This window comes from Acinetobacter seifertii, assembly GCF_000368065.1.
GTDB lineage: Bacteria > Pseudomonadota > Gammaproteobacteria > Pseudomonadales > Moraxellaceae > Acinetobacter > Acinetobacter seifertii.
The window spans coordinates 1,498,860-1,515,906 of record NZ_KB851200.1 but is presented as its reverse complement, the minus strand read 5'-3'; the positions used below and the strand labels follow the sequence as shown (position 1 = coordinate 1,515,906).

19 protein-coding genes and 1 other annotated feature are annotated in these 17,047 nt (G+C 38.7%); of the genes, 4 read left to right on the top strand and 15 right to left on the bottom strand.

Features of this window, described 5'->3' with window-relative positions; all coding sequences use genetic code 11:
- Positions 1 to 52: 52 nt before the first annotated feature.
- The gene (locus F985_RS14610) at positions 53 to 685 is read left to right on the top strand and encodes a LysE family translocator (RefSeq protein ID WP_004702181.1); all 633 of its coding nucleotides are present in this window, start codon (positions 53 to 55) and stop codon (positions 683 to 685) included.
- A 57-nt stretch (positions 686 to 742) separates the two neighbouring features.
- On the opposite strand, the gene dapC is transcribed toward F985_RS14610, so the two are convergent.
- The 9 genes from dapC to F985_RS14565 all read right to left on the bottom strand — a co-directional run bounded on the left by dapC (position 743) and on the right by F985_RS14565 (position 9,866).
- Complete coding sequence (gene dapC, locus F985_RS14605; RefSeq protein ID WP_025469151.1) at positions 743 to 1,912, bottom strand: succinyldiaminopimelate transaminase; 1,170 nt, start codon at positions 1,910 to 1,912, stop codon at positions 743 to 745.
- 25 nt (positions 1,913 to 1,937) lie between these two features.
- Complete coding sequence (glnD, locus tag F985_RS14600) at positions 1,938 to 4,601, bottom strand: [protein-PII] uridylyltransferase (RefSeq protein ID WP_004702176.1); 2,664 nt, start codon at positions 4,599 to 4,601, stop codon at positions 1,938 to 1,940.
- A gap of 27 nt (positions 4,602 to 4,628) precedes the next feature.
- A complete protein-coding gene (gene purT, locus F985_RS14595; RefSeq protein WP_077168466.1) occupies positions 4,629 to 5,846 on the bottom strand; it encodes a formate-dependent phosphoribosylglycinamide formyltransferase in 1,218 nt (405 codons plus the stop codon).
- 102 nt (positions 5,847 to 5,948) lie between these two features.
- Positions 5,949 to 6,338 carry a tautomerase family protein gene (locus tag F985_RS14590; RefSeq protein WP_004702172.1) on the bottom strand — a complete coding sequence of 130 codons (390 nt, stop codon included), beginning with the start codon at positions 6,336 to 6,338 and terminating at the stop codon, positions 5,949 to 5,951.
- A gap of 130 nt (positions 6,339 to 6,468) precedes the next feature.
- Entirely contained in the window at positions 6,469 to 6,810 is a 342-nt protein-coding gene (ygaH, locus tag F985_RS14585) for an L-valine transporter subunit YgaH (RefSeq protein WP_004702171.1), read from the bottom strand.
- A 77-nt stretch (positions 6,811 to 6,887) separates the two neighbouring features.
- Entirely contained in the window at positions 6,888 to 7,883 is a 996-nt protein-coding gene (locus F985_RS0104460; protein WP_409360313.1) for an ISL3 family transposase, read from the bottom strand.
- A gap of 5 nt (positions 7,884 to 7,888) precedes the next feature.
- Positions 7,889 to 9,108 (bottom strand): IS3 family transposase gene (locus F985_RS14580; protein WP_085945696.1). Its coding sequence is split into 2 segments (ribosomal slippage): positions 7,889 to 8,832 and positions 8,832 to 9,108, totalling 1,221 coding nucleotides; the frame shifts between segments, so codons are not numbered across the junction.
- Positions 8,717 to 8,833: a sequence feature (AL1L pseudoknot), on the bottom strand. It overlaps the preceding gene by 117 nt.
- Before the next feature lie 12 nt (positions 9,109 to 9,120).
- The gene (locus F985_RS14570; protein ID WP_004702164.1) at positions 9,121 to 9,621 is read right to left on the bottom strand and encodes a transposase family protein; all 501 of its coding nucleotides are present in this window, start codon (positions 9,619 to 9,621) and stop codon (positions 9,121 to 9,123) included.
- Positions 9,622 to 9,629: 8 nt separating this feature from the next.
- Positions 9,630 to 9,866, bottom strand: coding sequence for a hypothetical protein (locus F985_RS14565; protein ID WP_004702163.1), 237 nt, complete (start codon positions 9,864 to 9,866; stop codon positions 9,630 to 9,632).
- A gap of 207 nt (positions 9,867 to 10,073) precedes the next feature.
- Here F985_RS14565 and F985_RS14560 point away from each other — a divergent pair, with 207 nt between their 5' ends.
- Positions 10,074 to 10,862 carry a BRO family protein gene (locus tag F985_RS14560; RefSeq protein ID WP_004702161.1) on the top strand — a complete coding sequence of 263 codons (789 nt, stop codon included), beginning with the start codon at positions 10,074 to 10,076 and terminating at the stop codon, positions 10,860 to 10,862.
- An 84-nt stretch (positions 10,863 to 10,946) separates the two neighbouring features.
- Here F985_RS14560 and F985_RS14555 read toward each other — a convergent pair whose 3' ends face one another.
- The gene (locus F985_RS14555; protein ID WP_081401297.1) at positions 10,947 to 11,660 is read right to left on the bottom strand and encodes an AzlC family ABC transporter permease; all 714 of its coding nucleotides are present in this window, start codon (positions 11,658 to 11,660) and stop codon (positions 10,947 to 10,949) included.
- Positions 11,661 to 11,779: 119 nt separating this feature from the next.
- On the opposite strand from F985_RS14555, the gene F985_RS14550 reads away from it, so the two are divergent.
- On the top strand, positions 11,780 to 12,247 hold the full coding sequence (locus F985_RS14550; protein WP_004702159.1) for a hypothetical protein: 468 nt from the start codon (positions 11,780 to 11,782) through the stop codon (positions 12,245 to 12,247).
- 61 nt (positions 12,248 to 12,308) lie between these two features.
- Here F985_RS14550 and F985_RS14545 read toward each other — a convergent pair whose 3' ends face one another.
- Complete coding sequence (locus F985_RS14545) at positions 12,309 to 12,605, bottom strand: hypothetical protein (RefSeq protein WP_004702158.1); 297 nt, start codon at positions 12,603 to 12,605, stop codon at positions 12,309 to 12,311.
- A gap of 171 nt (positions 12,606 to 12,776) precedes the next feature.
- Entirely contained in the window at positions 12,777 to 13,484 is a 708-nt protein-coding gene (locus F985_RS14540) for a Crp/Fnr family transcriptional regulator (protein ID WP_004702157.1), read from the bottom strand.
- Positions 13,485 to 13,575: 91 nt separating this feature from the next.
- On the opposite strand from F985_RS14540, the gene F985_RS14535 reads away from it, so the two are divergent.
- A complete protein-coding gene (locus F985_RS14535; RefSeq protein ID WP_004702156.1) occupies positions 13,576 to 14,097 on the top strand; it encodes an Mpo1 family 2-hydroxy fatty acid dioxygenase in 522 nt (173 codons plus the stop codon).
- A 43-nt stretch (positions 14,098 to 14,140) separates the two neighbouring features.
- On the opposite strand, the gene ychF is transcribed toward F985_RS14535, so the two are convergent.
- The 3 genes from ychF to F985_RS14520 all read right to left on the bottom strand — a co-directional run bounded on the left by ychF (position 14,141) and on the right by F985_RS14520 (position 17,042).
- Positions 14,141 to 15,232 carry a redox-regulated ATPase YchF gene (ychF, locus tag F985_RS14530; protein ID WP_004642544.1) on the bottom strand — a complete coding sequence of 364 codons (1,092 nt, stop codon included), beginning with the start codon at positions 15,230 to 15,232 and terminating at the stop codon, positions 14,141 to 14,143.
- Between the two features lie 93 nt (positions 15,233 to 15,325).
- The gene (locus F985_RS14525; RefSeq protein ID WP_004702153.1) at positions 15,326 to 15,985 is read right to left on the bottom strand and encodes a methionine ABC transporter permease; all 660 of its coding nucleotides are present in this window, start codon (positions 15,983 to 15,985) and stop codon (positions 15,326 to 15,328) included.
- A complete protein-coding gene (locus F985_RS14520; protein WP_081401296.1) occupies positions 15,966 to 17,042 on the bottom strand; it encodes a methionine ABC transporter ATP-binding protein in 1,077 nt (358 codons plus the stop codon). The genes F985_RS14525 and F985_RS14520 overlap by 20 nt, the downstream gene beginning before the upstream one ends.
- Positions 17,043 to 17,047 lie beyond the last annotated feature (5 nt).

The following is a 17,047-nucleotide window of genomic DNA, read 5'->3' as shown; positions in this document are numbered from 1 at the left end:
AATAAGTTCCTATTTTTAAGATTTTCCATACTGTTTTATAGATGAAGCTGTTATGGACGTTTTTTTAGTTATTGCATTTACTCATTTTTTAGCACTGTTATCACCGGGACCAGATTTCTTTCTTATTCTCACGAGCCTTTTGCAAAAAGGACGCCATTATACTTATGGTGTTGTTCTAGGAATCACTTTAGGGAATGCATTAATTTTAGTCGTATGTTTGTTTGGTTTTATGTTGCTTGGAGATTTGAGTAGTGGCCTCCTTACACTTTTTAAATGGCTTGGTGCGGCTTATTTAGCTTATTTGAGTTTTCTTTGCTTTAACGCTGCTAGATCAAGTGATTTATCATTCTCAACTGAAGAAAACAATTTAATTGATCAAGCCAATATTAAGCACAACAAAATTAAAAGTTTAATGTTAGGTGTGCAGTCTAGTCTTCTAAATCCAAAAAACATTATGTTTTATAGTAGTTTGATGCTGCTAATTCAATATAAGTTCAGCTTAATTCAAAAACTGCTCATGAGTACATGGATGGTTGGTGTTGTTCTTGCTTGGAATATTTTGCTGGTTGGATTACTTGCTCAGGGGCGGGTTTTAGACAAAATTAAGCGTTCTGCGACAGGTTTATATTATTGTTCTAGTGTTGCTTTTATTATTTTTGCCGCGCTTTTGATTACATATAAATAGTGTATAACCCAGTTGTATAGTCTTAATCGTTAAAAGACTATACAACTAAGAAGAGACTTAAAGAATCGCTTTTAAGCGTTTAACCACTTCTTCACATTGTGCTAAATCTGCTACTAAAGCCATGCGTACATGGTTGGCGCCAGGGTTACCTTGCTCAGTATCACGAGATAAATAGCGACCCGGTAAAACTTTAATGTGTGCTTTTTCCATCAGCATTTTGGCAAAATTTTCATCATTATCTACTTTTAGCCAGTAGTAAAAACCAGCATCCGGTTTTTGTAATGGTAGTAAATGGCCTAGCTCAGATTGGAATAAGTCAAATTTTGCACGATACTGCTTACGGTTTTCTTCAACATGGTCTTCATCATTCCATGCTGCAATTGAAGCAAGCTGGTGTTGTACTGGCATTGCCGCACCGTGATAGGTACGATATTGCAAATATGGTTTTAATAAATCAGCATCACCAGCTACAAAACCTGAACGTAGACCCGGTAAGTTAGAACGCTTTGAAAGTGAGTGGAATACGATACAGTTTTTGTAGTCATCTCGTCCAAGTTCAGCACAAACTTCTAATAAACCTGTAGGTGCTTGGTCGAACCAAAGTTCTGAATAGCATTCATCAGAAGCAATCACAAAATTATATTGATCTGATAAAGCAATCAGCTTTTTAAATTGCTCTTTAGAAAGCACCGTACCTGTTGGATTACCCGGAGTACATACAAAAAGAAGGGCTGTCTTTTCCCACACTTCGGCTGGCACAGCATCAAAATCGCCTAAGTAACCGTTTTCTTCTGTGCAATTAATGAAATATGGCTTTGCACCTGCAAGTAACGCTGCACCTTCATAAATTTGATAAAACGGGTTAGGCATTACCACATATGGTGCATCTTCACGATTAATCAAAGCTTGAACAAAAGAGAAAATCCCTTCACGCGTACCAGACACTGGCAAAATGTGGTTTTCAGCGCTAATACTGTTAAGTTTAAAACGCTGAGTTAACCAGTTTGCAATGCTTTGGCGAAGTTCAGGTAAACCTTTGCTGTTTGGATAAGTTGATAGATGGTTGAAGTTATCAATAATAGCCTGTTTAACAAACTCTGGTGCTGGGTGCTTAGGTTCACCAATTGATAGAGGAATCAAAGGGAGATTAGCAGGAGTAGTATCCTTAAAAAGTTGGTTTAACTTTTCAAACGGATACGGATGTAATAACGACAAGCTAGAGTTCATTAAACAGTTACCAAGTAGTTGAGTTTCAGTGCTGACAAATTTGATTAGATGCTTCATCTAATGCAGCTTTCAGTTTTTCCGAGAAGAGTTTGACCTCTTCATGATTTAGCGGTTTTCCATCTTTTTTGGTGACAAAGAAAATATCTTCTGCACGTTCACCTAAAGTTGCAATTCGAGCTGAATGGATGTCTAAACCTTGCATCATAAATAAACCACCTACACGTGCAAGTAGGCCAGGATGGTCAAGTGTTGAAATTTCGACCATGTTCTGCTGTAAAGCTTCATTTAATGTTACGTCGACTGTATTTTCAATATCAAAGTGACGCAATTGACGCGGGATACGGCGTTGCATGAGTCCCGGATATTGATCTGGTTGGCTAAGTGCCTTCACTAATGCTGTTTTAACGGTTTCTTCACGTTCAGGATCAGTCAGCAATGTGCCAAAACGATCAAGTACAACATAGGTATCTAAGCTAAATGCGGTAATTGCTGTGATAATTTTTGCATCTTGAACATCTAAATTCATGCGATCTAACACTGCAACTGTAGTCGCAAACAGGTTTGGCTGATCACGTGTATAAATAAAGATTTGAACGGCATCTTGGGCAGCTTTACGATGAGCACGTAAAAGTACTAATGGTTCAGGATTATCGCCGTGTTTTAAGATTGCTTGCGTATGCCATGCAATTTCATCGGCAGATTCTTTAATGAAGTATTCATCACCAAGTTCTTGCCATACCTTTTCGACATCTGCCAATGCGAAGTTATTTACCAGTAATTCACTTGCTGCAAATTTCGTATCTTCAATCAGCATTTGGTAGTCAACAGGGCGGCCTAAGCCAGTACGAATTACATCACGAGCATGCGTATAAAGTTGACGCATGAGGGATGCGCGCCATGTGTTCCAAAGTTTTGGATTTGTCGCATTAATATCCGCCACCGTTAAAGTGTACAGATAATCGAGATGTTCCATATCACCAAGTTTTTCTGCAAAATCTTTTACGACATCAGGATCAGAAATATCTTTTTTCTGCGCTGTCAAAGACATGAGTAAATGGTTTTGAATAAGCCATGCGATTAATTTACATTCACGCTCTGTAAATCCGTGTGCACGGCCAAACTCAATCGCATCTTCGGCTCCAAGTTCACTATGGTCACCACCACGACCTTTGGCGATGTCATGGAATAATGCCGCTATAAAGACGATATCTTGGCGAGCAAGACGCTGAAAAACTGAACTGACCACAGGGAACTCTTTGGCGAATTCAGGTTCTCTAAATCGGTTTAAGTTACGTAGTAATAATAATGTGTGGGCATCGACTGTATAGATATGGAACAGGTCATATTGCATAAGCCCCATAATTTGCCCAAAAGCAGGAATATAGTTTCCTAAAACACCATAACGCTTCATCGCAACCAATGTATCGTATAAGCGATATGGTGAGCGAATAATTGACATAAACAGCGCTTGGTTTTCTGGGTTATTACGGTAACTTTGGTTAATTCTTTTCGCTGCAAGAATCAGTAAACGCAAAGTACGAGCACGAATACCTTCGATATCTGGTCGATTCGCTAAAATATAGAACAACTCTAAAATAGCGCTTGGATGTTCTGCGAATATTTTATGATGTTGTACGGCAAGTTTGTTATCGACAATTTTAAAATGATCATTAATCACTTCAATTTTGCGTTCATAGTTTGGTAGTCGAGGTGTAATGACAGACTCACTAAAATACGCGAGTAACATTTCATTGAGTGTCGAAACCTGTTGTGCAGTACGGTAGTAGCGCTTCATGAACTGCTCAACACCATAATTGACAGGTTGGCCTTCTTGACGTACATATCCAAACTTTGCGGCAATTTCCCTTTGGTGGTCAAAGAGTAGACGGTTTTCATCACGTTTGGCTAAACGGTGCAAATGGTGACGAATTTCCCAAAGGAAACTTTCAGCTTCTTCTAGAACGGCTAATTCAAATTCTGAAATGAATCCTAAATGTACTAAATCATAGATACGGTTTACGCGGAAATGACGTTTAGCAATCCAACCGATCTGATTAATATCACGAATACCACCCGGAGCATTTTTTATATCAGGCTCTAAGTTACTTTCTGTGTTGTTATGTTGATGGTAGCGCTTGGCTTGTTCTGCCATTTTCGCGTCATAAAAGGTTTTATCTGTCCAAGTCTGAGAGACGATACGACGAGGCCATTTTGCAAGCTGAGTATTACCCGTAATTAAACGGGCTTCAATGAGTGTTGTTGCAACCGTTAAATCAGTAGCGGCCTGCTCAACACAGCTTTGAATAGTTCGAACACTAATACCAGGTTTAAAGTTTCCGACATCCCATAATGAAGAAATAAAGGTAGAAATTCGCTTTTCGTTTTCTTCAGTAATTTCATGTTCTGACAAAATCATGATATCGACGTCGGAATAGGGCAACATTTCACGGCGTCCATAACCACCTACAGCGAAAAGGCCTAGACCTGTCTGATCCAGTTCAGCATGTTTCCATAAAAAGATCAGCGCTTCATCAACTAAATCTGAACGTGCTTTAATGATGTCACGAATAGATTGCCCATTTTCATATGAATCCTGCAACTGCTTTTCTACATCCGTTCGCCATTGATTAATGGCTTTAATATCATGATGACTTGAGACGTAGTTCAACAGTGGCGATGTATTGATCATGAAAATGGGTCTACCAATAAATAAAAATTAAGAGTTTGTTTGAACGATTACTTGATCAGCGGTTTCTTTCGCTAAAGTACGGGCAAGATCAGTATTTTCAGCACGAGCAGTTGCAACACCCATGCGACGTCGTTTGAAGCCTTCTGGTTTACCAAACAAACGTAAGTCTGTGTCTGGATGAGCTAAAGCTACATTCAGATTGCTATAACTTAAATTGTTGGCATCTACTCCAGCATAAATTACGGCACTTGCAGCAACACTGTGGCGTGCTGTGTTTACAGGTAAACCTAAGATTGCACGTGCATGTAATTCAAATTCACTTTGATACTGAGATGCTAAAGTCACAAGACCAGTATCGTGTGGGCGAGGTGAGACTTCACTGAACCAAACTTTGTCACCTTTAATAAATAGTTCTACACCAAAAATACCACAGCCACCAAGTGCTGTTGTCACTTTATTTGCAATACGTTTTGCTTCTTCAAGGGCTGCAGGAGTCATGGGTTGAGGCTGCCAGCTTTCTACATAATCGCCTGCATCTTGACGGTGACCAATCGGGTCACAGTAGTGAGTTTCAATTTCACCAGTTTCAGGGTTTTTAGCACGCACCGTGAGTAACGTAATTTCAAAATCAAAATCAATTTGAGATTCAATAATGACTGTGCCTTGGTTAACACGGCCGCCTTGCATCGCATATTCCCAAGCCGCATCAACTTCATCAAAACTTTTTACACGAGACTGGCCTTTGCCAGAAGAAGACATGACTGGTTTTACAAAATTAGGATAACCAATGTCATCACAAGCAGCACGGAAGCTTTCTAAAGAGTCAGCAAAGCGATAAGCAGAAGTAGGCAAACCAAGCTCTTCAGCCGCAAGACGGCGAATACCTTCACGGTTCATGGTCAGGTTTACTGCTTTAGCAGAAGGAATGACAGTAGCGGTTTGATTTGCTTCAATTTCAAGCAGAACCTCGGTTGCAATTGCTTCAATTTCTGGAACAATTAAATTCGGTTTAACTTTTTCAATGAGTTGTTTTAATTGAGTTGGATCAGCCATGTTTAACACATAAGAAAAATGTGCAACTTGCATAGCTGGTGCGTGATCATAACGGTCGGCTGCATGTACTTCTACGCCAAGGCGTTGTAAGGAAATTACAACTTCTTTGCCAAGCTCTCCTGAACCTAACAATAAAACTTTAAATGCAGAAGATTGAAGTGGGGTACCGAGTGTCACGCTCATGCGAATCATCCTGACAAAATTATTTTTTTAAGCATAGCAGAACTTATGGTGGAGTTAAGCCTTATCACACATAAAAAAATGAATTTTGTCAGACAATGATGCAGATAATTTTTAAACGTTAACCTGATAGTTTAGACGCATTTCATCTGCATTTTGACCACGGATGCCCCAATTCTCTTTAGGTGTTTCAAAAATAGTGATTTCAATATCTTGTGGGGTAATTTTGCAATACTGTTCAATATTACGAAATAAAGTTTGAATGAGTCTTTTCTTCGCTTCAGTACTTCTGCCAGCAAACATTGAAAGTTCAATAATGATGTAGTGTTGGCTTCGATCTGAAGGATAGATAAAGTTTTCCGGTTTGAGACTCATAAAGCGTTGAAATCTTTTCTCGACAGGATATTTCAACTCTTCAATAAGAGCCTGATGAATAGCATGAGAAAGCAATTCTCGATACTGCATGATGGTTTGTTCATTTGCATAAATTTTAACTTGTGACATTTTTATCTCTAATCGCTAGATGGTGTTATCTTTTAATAAATTTAAAAAAATGAGTTTTTCATGCTAGAAGCTATTACTATTAATCACTTCTAGCCTTTATATATTATATAAGGATGATCAGTTTATCTATTTATAAAGGTAAATATGTGTAGATCAAACCATAAACGAGTGCAGCAGTTAAAGTCGCTGGAACAATTTTCTTAAATTTAAAATAAAGAGCTGCTAAAACTATAAAACCCATAAACATTGCGAAGCTCTTGTTGGGAGTTTCAAGTAAAGGGGGGAGAGTTGCAACTACAAGCATGGCGCTAATGGCAGAGATACCAATACTCCCTAAAGCAATTTTTATCCAGACAGAGCCGCGTTTTTGATGAGTACCTTGTAGTTTTTGTATAACGAAGAACGGGCCAAAACGTGAAGCAAAATTGGCAATACCGACAATAATGCCGACCAATATAATTTCTAAGTTCATATTAGGCTTCAACCTCTTCATGCTGTTTCAGCACATAGTGTTTAAATAAAGGCTCTACGGAATAAGTGGTGGAAAGCTTAATTACTTTCCACTGGTAAATATTCATCATCTGAGTTGAAAGCATATTCAGACTCTCGATGCATATCTTCTATTGCCTTGTGAAAACAAGAGGTGCAATATCCATCTATTCCGTAGACACCATCAAATTCTAAATCCATAAATAAGTAGCTTGAGCATTCTTTACATGTTCCTTCAGATTCAAGAATTTCTATAATTTCTTCTTCAGAGAGAACATCCTCATATTGAGGCTGTTCATCATAGAAATACCGTAGAACTTCTTTATGATTATCTTTGAAAAGTAATTTAGCTCTCAGCATATCAAAACTATAGCCACGACCATGACGATTGATCACCTTTGCAATACCATTCATTGCTTCGGTATAACCATTGGTAAGTCGCTTGTCGAAGTAAGCGAGTATTTCTTCTCGCCAGTTCTTGATAGCAGTTAATAATGGCTTGAAATCTTTCTGTGATTTCTTCATCTCAGGTGGAACAATATCAATCCATTCATCAAGTAATTGTTCTGCATCATTGCGATCTTCTTGGTCATAGATACAGTAAAACAATTCTTTAAGATTGTGGGCTATTGCAACTTGTGGCTCATTTGCAAGCCACATATCGACATTGTATTTACCTTGCTCATCAAGGTCTTTATAGCGCATACGAAGCAGTGATTTGCGACGCATCCAGTCCCTACCAACAGCTTTAGTCTTATCTTTAGCCAATTGGATACGAACACCATCCATTGCCTGATTTGCCATCCTAACCACATGAAACTTATCAACTACAATGGGAGTATCGGGGAATACAACACGGATAGCATCCTTATATGGCTTCCACATATCCATAACAAAGCCTTCGATTGGAGCATCTCTGTTGGCTTGTAGCCAATTTGAGACAGCAGACTTATCACGGGTTTCAAACATATCAATGTATCGACGCTGCTCAACATTGGTAACAACGAAGCGAAGTTTTCCATTGAACCGTACCGGGTTTGTCGGAGACTTTTTTATTTAAGTTAGGCCACCTGACCTAACGGGTTAATCTTATCATAGTACATTGCTTCAAACTCAAAAGGCGATACATAACCCAGTGCACTGTGTACACGCTTTTTATTGAACCAATCTACCCAGTTTAGTGTCGCAAGTTGTACATCTGCTAAACCTTGCCAATCTGCTTTTAAATATTCAATCACCTCTGTTTTGTATAAGCCATTCACCGTTTCAGCCAAAGCATTATCGTATGAATCACCAGTTGTACCGACTGATGCTCGTAAATTTGCTGCTTCCAAACGATGGGTGTAACGAATAGAAAGGTATTGCACGCCTCTGTCGGAATGATGAATTACATTCTTTGGCATACCGCGAGCATGTAACGCTTGTTCCAGTGCATCAAGGACCATGTCTGTATTCATCCGTGTTGATACTTTCCAGCCAACAATTGCCCGTGAGAAAACATCAATCATAAAGGCGGTATACACCCAGCCTGAATGGGTTTGAATATATGTGAAGTCTGCGACCCACAGCTGATCTGGATGATCAGCACTAAAATTCCGTTTCACCAAGTCGGCTGCTCGTTTTTGATCATCTCTGCTACGTGTCGTTTGTTTGTTCTTACCACGCCAAACACCTTGTATTCCTAGCTGTTGCATCAATCGAGCAACTGTACAGCGCGCAACAATATAACCTTCCCGTTTCAGTTTTTGCCAGACTTTACGTACACCATACCGACCTGAACTTTCCTGCCAAATTCGTTTAATTTGTTCAGCATGATGCAGGTCATGTAGATCTCTTTTCGCTCGATGTTCTGGATTGTCCGCAAGATCTAAAGTTCGATAATAGGTTGAAGTTGCGATTGGTAGAATTCTACAAATCGCCTCAACACCGTATAGGTCTTTATGGTTATGAATGAAATCCACCATTATTTGTGTGGGCGGTCGAGCTCCGCCTGGGCGAAAAAAGCAGCTGCTTTACGTAGAATTTCATTGGCTCGCTGCAGTTCTTTATTTTCGCGTTCAAGTTGTTTAATGCGTTCTTGGTCTGAAAGCTGCTGTACTTTAATTGGATTCTGTTGATTCAAATGCTTCTGATGCCAGGAACGTAGTGTTTCAGGAGTACAGCCAATCTTGGGAGCAATTGCTGTGATTGCAGCCCAAGTAGAAGGATAATCTTTTTCGGATTCAATCAATAATTGAACCGCTCTATCTCTGATTTCAGGGGTGTATTTTACTTTTTTCATCGGGACATTCTCTCAAGAAAAGTGGTCTCCGACAAACCCGGTACGGTTCACATCGATAGTCGTTTCATCTATACCAATCCAACCTTCTAGATCGGGCTTATATGCTTTGTTTAAGCATTCGATGTAATTATTGGCAATTGTGCGAATGGTTTTATCGTCACAGCCTATGTAGTGTCCGACATTAACGAATGTGTCACGTAAACAGTAATCTTGAATATGCTCAACACAGCGCCATGTCATGCGCATTTCTGGATGCATTGCATTGGTAGGTTGAGTAAAGGTGAAACGACAATCACGACATCTAAAACGCCTTAAAATGGCGTGGATGACAACTGGTTTACCTCGAACTGGGGCATCACGGTATGCAACTGTTTTAGTTCCATGCTTATAGATTGAGCTATTACATTTTGGGCAAGCATCAGGATACCGTGTGTATTCAGCCTCAATAATCAGTTCATCACCATGCTTGGCATCTAATACTGTCCAGTTTGAAAGATCTAGGATGTCGGTCATGAATAGAGCTATCCTTCGTCAGAAAGCCAAAAGACATCTTCAAACTTCTCACATACACCCGCATTTTTAAGTTCGGTGTATATAGATAACGCTGTATCAACTTTGACAGAATGTCCCTGCTCAGCTCTTGTCACATAGTTTGATAGAACTCTGCTACCGCTAACAAAACCACACCGCTTTGATAGCTCATAAACCGTTAAGCCTGCCTTTACACGTAAACAGGCAACATTATTCTTTACTTCCATTGCTGCACCACAAGTTGAATTTTAGAACATTGTAGCACAATAAAAGATAATTACTATTTTTTGTGATAGCACAATAAAAAGAATTGACACAACAAAAGATATTAAATAAGATGACTCCATCAGGGCAAAAAGCCCTGAAAAAGAAAACCCCTTGCAGACGTCGAAATCAGGCAAGGGGCTTGTGTCTAAACCAAAGGAGATAAAGACATGACAAGTTTAACACAATTCACTTTCCACAATGAATACAACGTCCGCATCATTGATCTAAATGGTGAGCTTTGGTTTGTAGCTTCCGATGTTGCAAGCGCATTAGATTACCGTATGGCAAGTGACATGACTCGCTTTTTAGATGACGATGAAAAGGGTACGCACAATCTGCGTACCCCCTCTGGAAGTCAGGATTTAACGATTATCAATGAATCTGGACTTTACTCAGCAATCCTTAAAAGCCGTAAGCCAGAAGCGAAGAAATTCAAGAAATGGGTGACTTCTGAGGTTCTTCCATCAATCCGTAAAACAGGTAAATACGAAGCACCTAAGCCTATTACCCCACGCAACTACATCAACAATAATGACATGTTAAACATTAAGCGTTTAATTTGGTGCTGTGCAGGTCATTTAGATCAGAAGCAATCTGTCAGTAGTGCTATTTGGTATTCACTTCGTAATGTGACTGGTGTGCCGAGTCCTGCGAAATTTGAAGTTGAGCACTTACCAGTACTGGCACAAGAGTTTAATCGTATTCTTAGTATCATTGAGCCGTATCTAAAAGCTCGTTACGCATGTGAGGAAGCGTTAATTAAACGTCTACTTCGAGACCGTGAAGATGCTCAATCATTATTGACCAAATTGCTTGATGAAATGAAAGAATCTACATCGGAATTCAATACAGCTTTACAGAAACAATTACCAATGGTTTTTCAGGGTGATTGTTTAAATCTGGTTGAACGTAAACCATGTGGTATTGATCACCACGAATTTAATCGTTGGGCTTAAATTGAGTGAGAGCAAAGCTGTCTAAATGATGGCTTTGCTTTTTTAGTTTCCACCACTTATTCCGTTTTACAGGTTATCTATGAATTATTGAATTCCACCAGATAATCCGTAGAGCCTAAATAAACCAGCTAAAATGCCTGAAAAAATACCAATAAAAATAGCTGCTGATAAGTTAATCCAATAACATGCCAAGGCTGAAACGACCAAAGATACTGCAACGACTAAAGTATGTTTGCGCTCAAAAGCTGCGAGCAAAAAGCTTAAAAATAAAGCGGGTAGTAAAAAGTCTAAAGCTGCTTGTAAAAATTTTGGAAGATGGGCGACTTGATCTGCAAATAAGCCACCTAACAATGAACCAGTTGCCCAAGACATCCAGCTGAACAGACTTAAGCCTAACATCCAAGATTCAGACCACTGCTGTTTACGTTGCGAAAGTTGAATCATTCCACTGGCAAAAACTTCATCTGTAAGCCCCCAAGCCCAAACAGCCGTCTTTTTTAGATTTAATTTATTGGGAATTAAGTTATACAGTGCTGGGCCATAGAGTACATGGCGAATATCTAGTGCAATGACTGTTAGCGCCGTTAACCAAATAGATGAACCACTAGCCAAAAGCGCAACCACAAGAAATTGGCTTGCACCAGCATACATTGAACAAGAAAGAAAAAATGCTTCCCAAGGACTGAAACCAAATTGAGATGCAGAAACGCCAAAGGCAAAAGAAACAGGTAAATAGGTGAGTACGATGGCTTGGCTATCTTTGGCACCTTGCCAAAAAGTTGCTTTTTGAGCAGCCATCTGTTGTTGATTCGACACGATACACCTTGGCTGTAAAACAATTATAAAAACTTGAAAGATTGAGTATTGTAGCCGAATTTAATAGCATAGTGCCGAAATGTTTAATTCGGCAGTTTGATATGTTCAAATCAAAGACTCATTTAGTTTATATCGCCATCCTGAGTGCAAGCGCATTTATATTGCAGGGTTGTGATGATGGACATAACCCAGATAAAAAAGTTGAAATTAAACCAGCGCCGAAATTAACTAATGATGCAACGGTCTATGCGAAAAAGGCATGGACATTAATTAACTCTGTTGACCCTTTAGTTTATGGAAAACAGCTTAATCAGATAAATGATAAGGTTCGCAAACCACTACGTCAGCTGAGTACGGACTGGCGTATTAACGTAAAAATGACAGATTCGGTAACTGAAGGAAAATATGCACTTTGCCGAAAAGCCTTAACTAGTCTAGATGTATGGGCACGAGAAACACTGGAAAATGAAAAAACAGTTGCTCAAAAACAAACAGACTACGAACGTGATAAACAGCAGTGTAAGGAAGCAATTGATAACCCAAATTTAGGAAATACATCTCCGAAATAATGGTAGTAATAAAAAAGCGAGATTTAAAATCTCGCTTTTTTAACACATAAATTAATATTAATTATGGTTTCTTAGCAGTGTTTGCAGTTTTTACAGCATCTTGTTTCATTTGATGAGTAGCTTGATTTGCTTCTTGTTTAGCGTTAGTCGCGCTAGTCATAGCAGCATGTTTCTTCTCATTCATATCTTTCTTAGCTTCTTTTTTAGCAGTCGTTTTGCCGCTCATAGCAACACATTTACCGCCTTTATGATGTGGTCCAGTTCCTCCTTGGAGTTGAGTTCCTTTTGGACATGCAAATGCCGAAACACTTAACATTGCCAATACGCCAGCTGTAAGAATTGTTGATAATTTTTTCATGTTAATCAGCGCCTTGTTGAGTATTATTGCTCAGTTCGAGTGTAAGATGAAAAATTCTGTTTTGGAATATTTATTTTGTGAAATAGAGTTTGAACAATGTTTTATTTTGCAGTGTTATCTAATTTTTTAATTTAATTTTAAGTTTTTATTATATAGATTTTTTTAATCTATTTAACTAGTAGATTTTGCGATTAAATTTAACTTTTCTATGTCTAAAATTTCAATTTTTCTGAACGCAATTTTAATAATATTCTGCTTTTCTAATAAGTTTAACTCATGATTAACAGTCTGTCTTGAGGTAGTGAGCATATTTGCTAATTGTTCTTGAGAAATATGAATTTGTCTTTCTTGTATAAGAATGTGATTACCATAACCTTCCAAAATAAACAAAAGACGTTGAGCAAGTCTTTGAGAAATACTGCGTGTTTGTATAGCAATCTGTTCTAAAAAAACATATCTGAGTTTTTGACTGGTTAAACGAGCAAAGTAGTACCAATAATACGGATTGTCTTTGAGTAATTGATTTAATGGTTTGGCAGGAATATGTAGAACGGTACTTTTTTTCAAGGCAATGGCATCATGTGAACGTGGTTCATGGTCAATCAGGGATATTTCACCAAACCACATAATTGGCTCAGCAATTGCAGAAAGAGCTTCATTACCATTTACATCGACATAACCCAAGCTAATTGAGCCTTCAAGCACAGTGTAAATGCCATCAAAGATATCTTGAGCGCGGAACACATAACTATTTTTTTCAAAAGTAATTTGCTTACCATGCTCTAGAATAAAGTTTTGGAATGCTTCCGGAAGCAAACTAAACCATGTATTTTCTCTTAGTCGATTAATATAAATAAGATCCAATATCAGCCCATCCATGAAAAAATCATTACTTTGTCAAATAGCTGACAACTTTAAGTTTTCCTTATTTGTACAGTATGACTATAGATAGATGAATAGGGAATCACTCATGACAAATCTGGAGCAACAGCTTAGCAAATATGCGGCTTATCATTTAAACCATCAAAATATTTTGACGCATTTTGTTGGTATTCCACTTATTGTATTTTCAATTTTATGTTTAACAGTGAGAGCTGGAGTTGATATTGGCAGTTTTAAACTGACTTTAGCTATGGTGCTGATTGCAGTTAGTACGATCTATTACTTTATTTTAGATAAAGTATTTGGTTTACTCATGCTAATTATTTTAGTTGCTGTGTATCCACTGGCGAGTCAAATTGCTGAGCTTTCTTTAGGACAATGGTTGGCTGCAAGTATTGGTTTCTTTGTGGTGGGATGGGTGTTTCAGTTTGTAGGACATTATTTTGAAAAGAAAAAACCTGCTTTTGTTGATGATGTGATTGGACTCGCGATAGGGCCGTTATTTGTATTGGCAGAATTTATATTTATGCTGGGTTTTAGAAAGCCTTTGCATGAGCGTATTTTACAAGAGGCACGCAGTAAACGAGAGACGATGGATTTAAGTCATTAACAATAAAAAAGCCCCAATATATTGGGGCTTTTTTAGCTTTAACTTAAACGTTAAAACGGAAGTGCATTACATCGCCGTCTTGAACAACGTAAGTTTTACCTTCTAAACGCCATTTACCAGCTTCTTTAGCGCCGTTTTCACCGTTGTATTGTACAAAGTCATCGTATGCAACAACTTCAGCACGGATAAAGCCTTTTTCGAAGTCGGTATGAATCACACCAGCTGCTTGAGGAGCGGTTGCACCAACTTTTACTGTCCAAGCACGTACTTCTTGTACACCAGCAGTGAAATAAGTTTGTAAACCTAAAAGCGCATAACCGGCACGAATAACCACGTTTAAGCCTGGTTCTTCCATACCCATTGCTTCTAAGAATTCAGCACGATCTTCATCTTCTAATAATGAAATTTCAGCTTCAATCTGGTTGCAAAGAGGAACAACGATAGCGTTTTCTTCAGCCGCAAGTTTTTTAACTGCGTCTAAGTGTGGGTTGTTTTCAAAACCATCTTCTGCAACGTTTGCAATATACATGGTTGGTTTTAAAGTCATTAAACCAAAACCACGAACTAATTTACGCTCGTCATCAGATAAATCAGCTGCACGAGCTGGTTTACCTTCGTCAAGTAAAGGTTGGATTTTTTCTAAAACTGCTTTAGTTGCTACAGCTTCTTTGTCACCGCCTTTAGCAACTTTAGTTAAACGTAAAATTGCTTTGGCAACAGTTTCAAGATCGGCAAGCGCAAGTTCAGTATTGATGGTTGCGATGTCGTCTAATGGATCAATTTTACCATTTACGTGAATTACGTTTTCATCTTCGAAACAACGTACAACATGAGCAATCGCATCAGTTTCACGGATGTTAGCAAGGAACTGGTTACCCAAGCCTTCACCTTTTGATGCACCAGCAACAAGACCTGCAATGTCCACAAATTCCATTGTAGTTGGCAAAATACGCTGTGGTTTAACAATCGCAGCAAGTTTGTCTAAACGTGGATCTGGTACAGGAACAATACCTGTGTTTGGTTCAATGGTACAGAAAGGGAAGTTTTCCGCTGCAATCGCTGCTTTCGTTAATGCATTGAAAAGGGTAGATTTCCCTACGTTTGGCAGACCAACAATACCGCAATTAAAACCCATGAAAACCACTCACAAATGTGTAAATTAAAAATTGTCGCTGATTTTACATGAAAGCCATGACAAAGTCATGGCTAGAGCGGGGTTGTATTGCTTTTAAACTTTACGTTTATCAAGTTGCTGGGCTAATGCATCACCAGTCGCTTGTACCAGCATGACTAAAATAATGAGCACTAAAATTACAGCTAACATAATTTGCATATCAAAACGTTGATAACCATAACGATATGCGATGTCTCCTAAGCCACCTGCACCAATAGCACCTGCAATTGCTGATGAGTTAATCATAGTCACAATAGTCACGGTAAAGCCCGCCACAATACCCGGCAAAGCCTCTGGTAAAAGCACATGCCAAATAATTTGTTTACGGTTACAACCCATGGCTTGTGCAGCTTCAATTAAACCTTGATCGACTTCGCGTAAGCTGACTTCTGCAATACGCGCAAAGAAGGGAATCGCCGCAATACTTAAGGGAACAACGGCTGCCCAAACGCCATAACTTGTACCTACAATCCAGCGAGTAAGCGGAATAAGTGCAACCATTAAAATAAGAAAGGGCACAGAACGAGTAATATTAATGACCCAACCCAAAGCCTGATTAATCTTTTGTGAAGGATGAATGCCGTGCTCAGAAGTGCTGACTAAAACAACAGCAATCGGTAAGCCAATTAAAAAAGCAATAAACGCAGATGCACCTACCATGAGTAAGGTATCTACAGTTCCAGTAATTAATAAATCAATGAGCTGGTCGTGCATAGCCAAGTACCTCAAATTGTGCAATTGTAGTTGATGCATCTTGTCGTATAGATGAAAGATCAATTTCTACGTTAGGAATACCGACTAAAAGTGAACCAATAATATGGCCTTGAATGGTATCGACCTGACTTTGATATAAATTGACGGGTGCTTTAAATCTGGCAAGTAGTTCTTGAATATCTGGAACCTGATGTGCTTCAGCTTCATATTTCAGTTTTACAATAATATGAGTTGAATCTTCATCGGGTAGAGGACTGATTTTAAAAGGCAGAGTGATCTGCTCAAGGTTTAACAATTCTTGAGTAATTTGTTGCTCTGGTCGTGAAAATACAGACCAGACTTGGCCAGCCTCTACAATTTCACCTTGGTCAATCACAACGACCTGATCACAAATTTCTCGAATGACCTGCATTTCGTGTGTGATGAGTACAATCGTTAGACCAAGTTCCTGATTAATCTTTTTAAGTAAAGCCAAAATAGTAGCGGTACTTTCTGGATCAAGTGCTGAGGTGGCTTCATCACACAGTAAAATTTCTGGGTGGTGAACAAGTGCACGTGCAATACCGACACGTTGCTTTTGTCCGCCTGAAAGTTGTGATGGATAATGACCAGACTTATCTGCAAGACCTACGAGTGCCAGAACTTCATTTACACGTTGATCGATATCTGCTTTGTTGTAGTTGGAAACTTTTAAGGGCAATGCCACATTTTCCCAGACTGTTTTTGCAGACATTAAATTGAAATGTTGAAAAATCATTCCAATGCGTTGGCGAGTTTGAATAAGCTCGGAATGACTCAATTCAGCAATGTTTTGTTGATGAATATGAATACTGCCTGTATCTACTTGTTCTAAGCCATTTAACGTGCGGAGTAGGGATGATTTTCCGGCACCACTTTTACCAATAATGCCTAAAATCTTACCTTGAGGAATATCAAGGTTAATCTCTTTTAAAGCATGCAGTTTTTGACCCTGCGATTGGTAAAACTTATTTAAACTACGAATTTTGATATGAGGTAGAGAAAAATCAACTTGTGATCCAAAACTCACCATTGCCATTCTCC

Excerpts from the sequence above, each read along its gene's own strand:
- F985_RS14535 (WP_004702156.1), top strand. The coding sequence starts at position 13,576 with ATGACAAATCTGGAGCAACAGCTTAGCAAATATGCGGCTTATCATTTA.
- ychF (WP_004642544.1), bottom strand. The coding sequence starts at position 15,232 with ATGGGTTTTAATTGCGGTATTGTTGGTCTGCCAAACGTAGGGAAATCT.
- purT (WP_077168466.1), bottom strand. The coding sequence starts at position 5,846 with ATGATTCGCATGAGCGTGACACTCGGTACCCCACTTCAATCTTCTGCA.
- F985_RS14570 (WP_004702164.1), bottom strand. The coding sequence starts at position 9,621 with ATGACCGACATCCTAGATCTTTCAAACTGGACAGTATTAGATGCCAAG.
- glnD (WP_004702176.1), bottom strand. The coding sequence starts at position 4,601 with ATGATCAATACATCGCCACTGTTGAACTACGTCTCAAGTCATCATGAT.
- F985_RS14610 (WP_004702181.1), top strand. The coding sequence starts at position 53 with ATGGACGTTTTTTTAGTTATTGCATTTACTCATTTTTTAGCACTGTTA.
- F985_RS14520 (WP_081401296.1), bottom strand. The coding sequence starts at position 17,042 with ATGGCAATGGTGAGTTTTGGATCACAAGTTGATTTTTCTCTACCTCAT.
- F985_RS14590 (WP_004702172.1), bottom strand. The coding sequence starts at position 6,338 with ATGTCACAAGTTAAAATTTATGCAAATGAACAAACCATCATGCAGTAT.
- dapC (WP_025469151.1), bottom strand. The coding sequence starts at position 1,912 with ATGAACTCTAGCTTGTCGTTATTACATCCGTATCCGTTTGAAAAGTTA.
- F985_RS14545 (WP_004702158.1), bottom strand. The coding sequence starts at position 12,605 with ATGAAAAAATTATCAACAATTCTTACAGCTGGCGTATTGGCAATGTTA.
- F985_RS14550 (WP_004702159.1), top strand. The coding sequence starts at position 11,780 with ATGTTCAAATCAAAGACTCATTTAGTTTATATCGCCATCCTGAGTGCA.
- F985_RS14560 (WP_004702161.1), top strand. The coding sequence starts at position 10,074 with ATGACAAGTTTAACACAATTCACTTTCCACAATGAATACAACGTCCGC.
- F985_RS14540 (WP_004702157.1), bottom strand. The coding sequence starts at position 13,484 with ATGGATGGGCTGATATTGGATCTTATTTATATTAATCGACTAAGAGAA.
- F985_RS14565 (WP_004702163.1), bottom strand. The coding sequence starts at position 9,866 with ATGGAAGTAAAGAATAATGTTGCCTGTTTACGTGTAAAGGCAGGCTTA.
- ygaH (WP_004702171.1), bottom strand. The coding sequence starts at position 6,810 with ATGAACTTAGAAATTATATTGGTCGGCATTATTGTCGGTATTGCCAAT.
- F985_RS14555 (WP_081401297.1), bottom strand. The coding sequence starts at position 11,660 with ATGGCTGCTCAAAAAGCAACTTTTTGGCAAGGTGCCAAAGATAGCCAA.
- F985_RS14525 (WP_004702153.1), bottom strand. The coding sequence starts at position 15,985 with ATGCACGACCAGCTCATTGATTTATTAATTACTGGAACTGTAGATACC.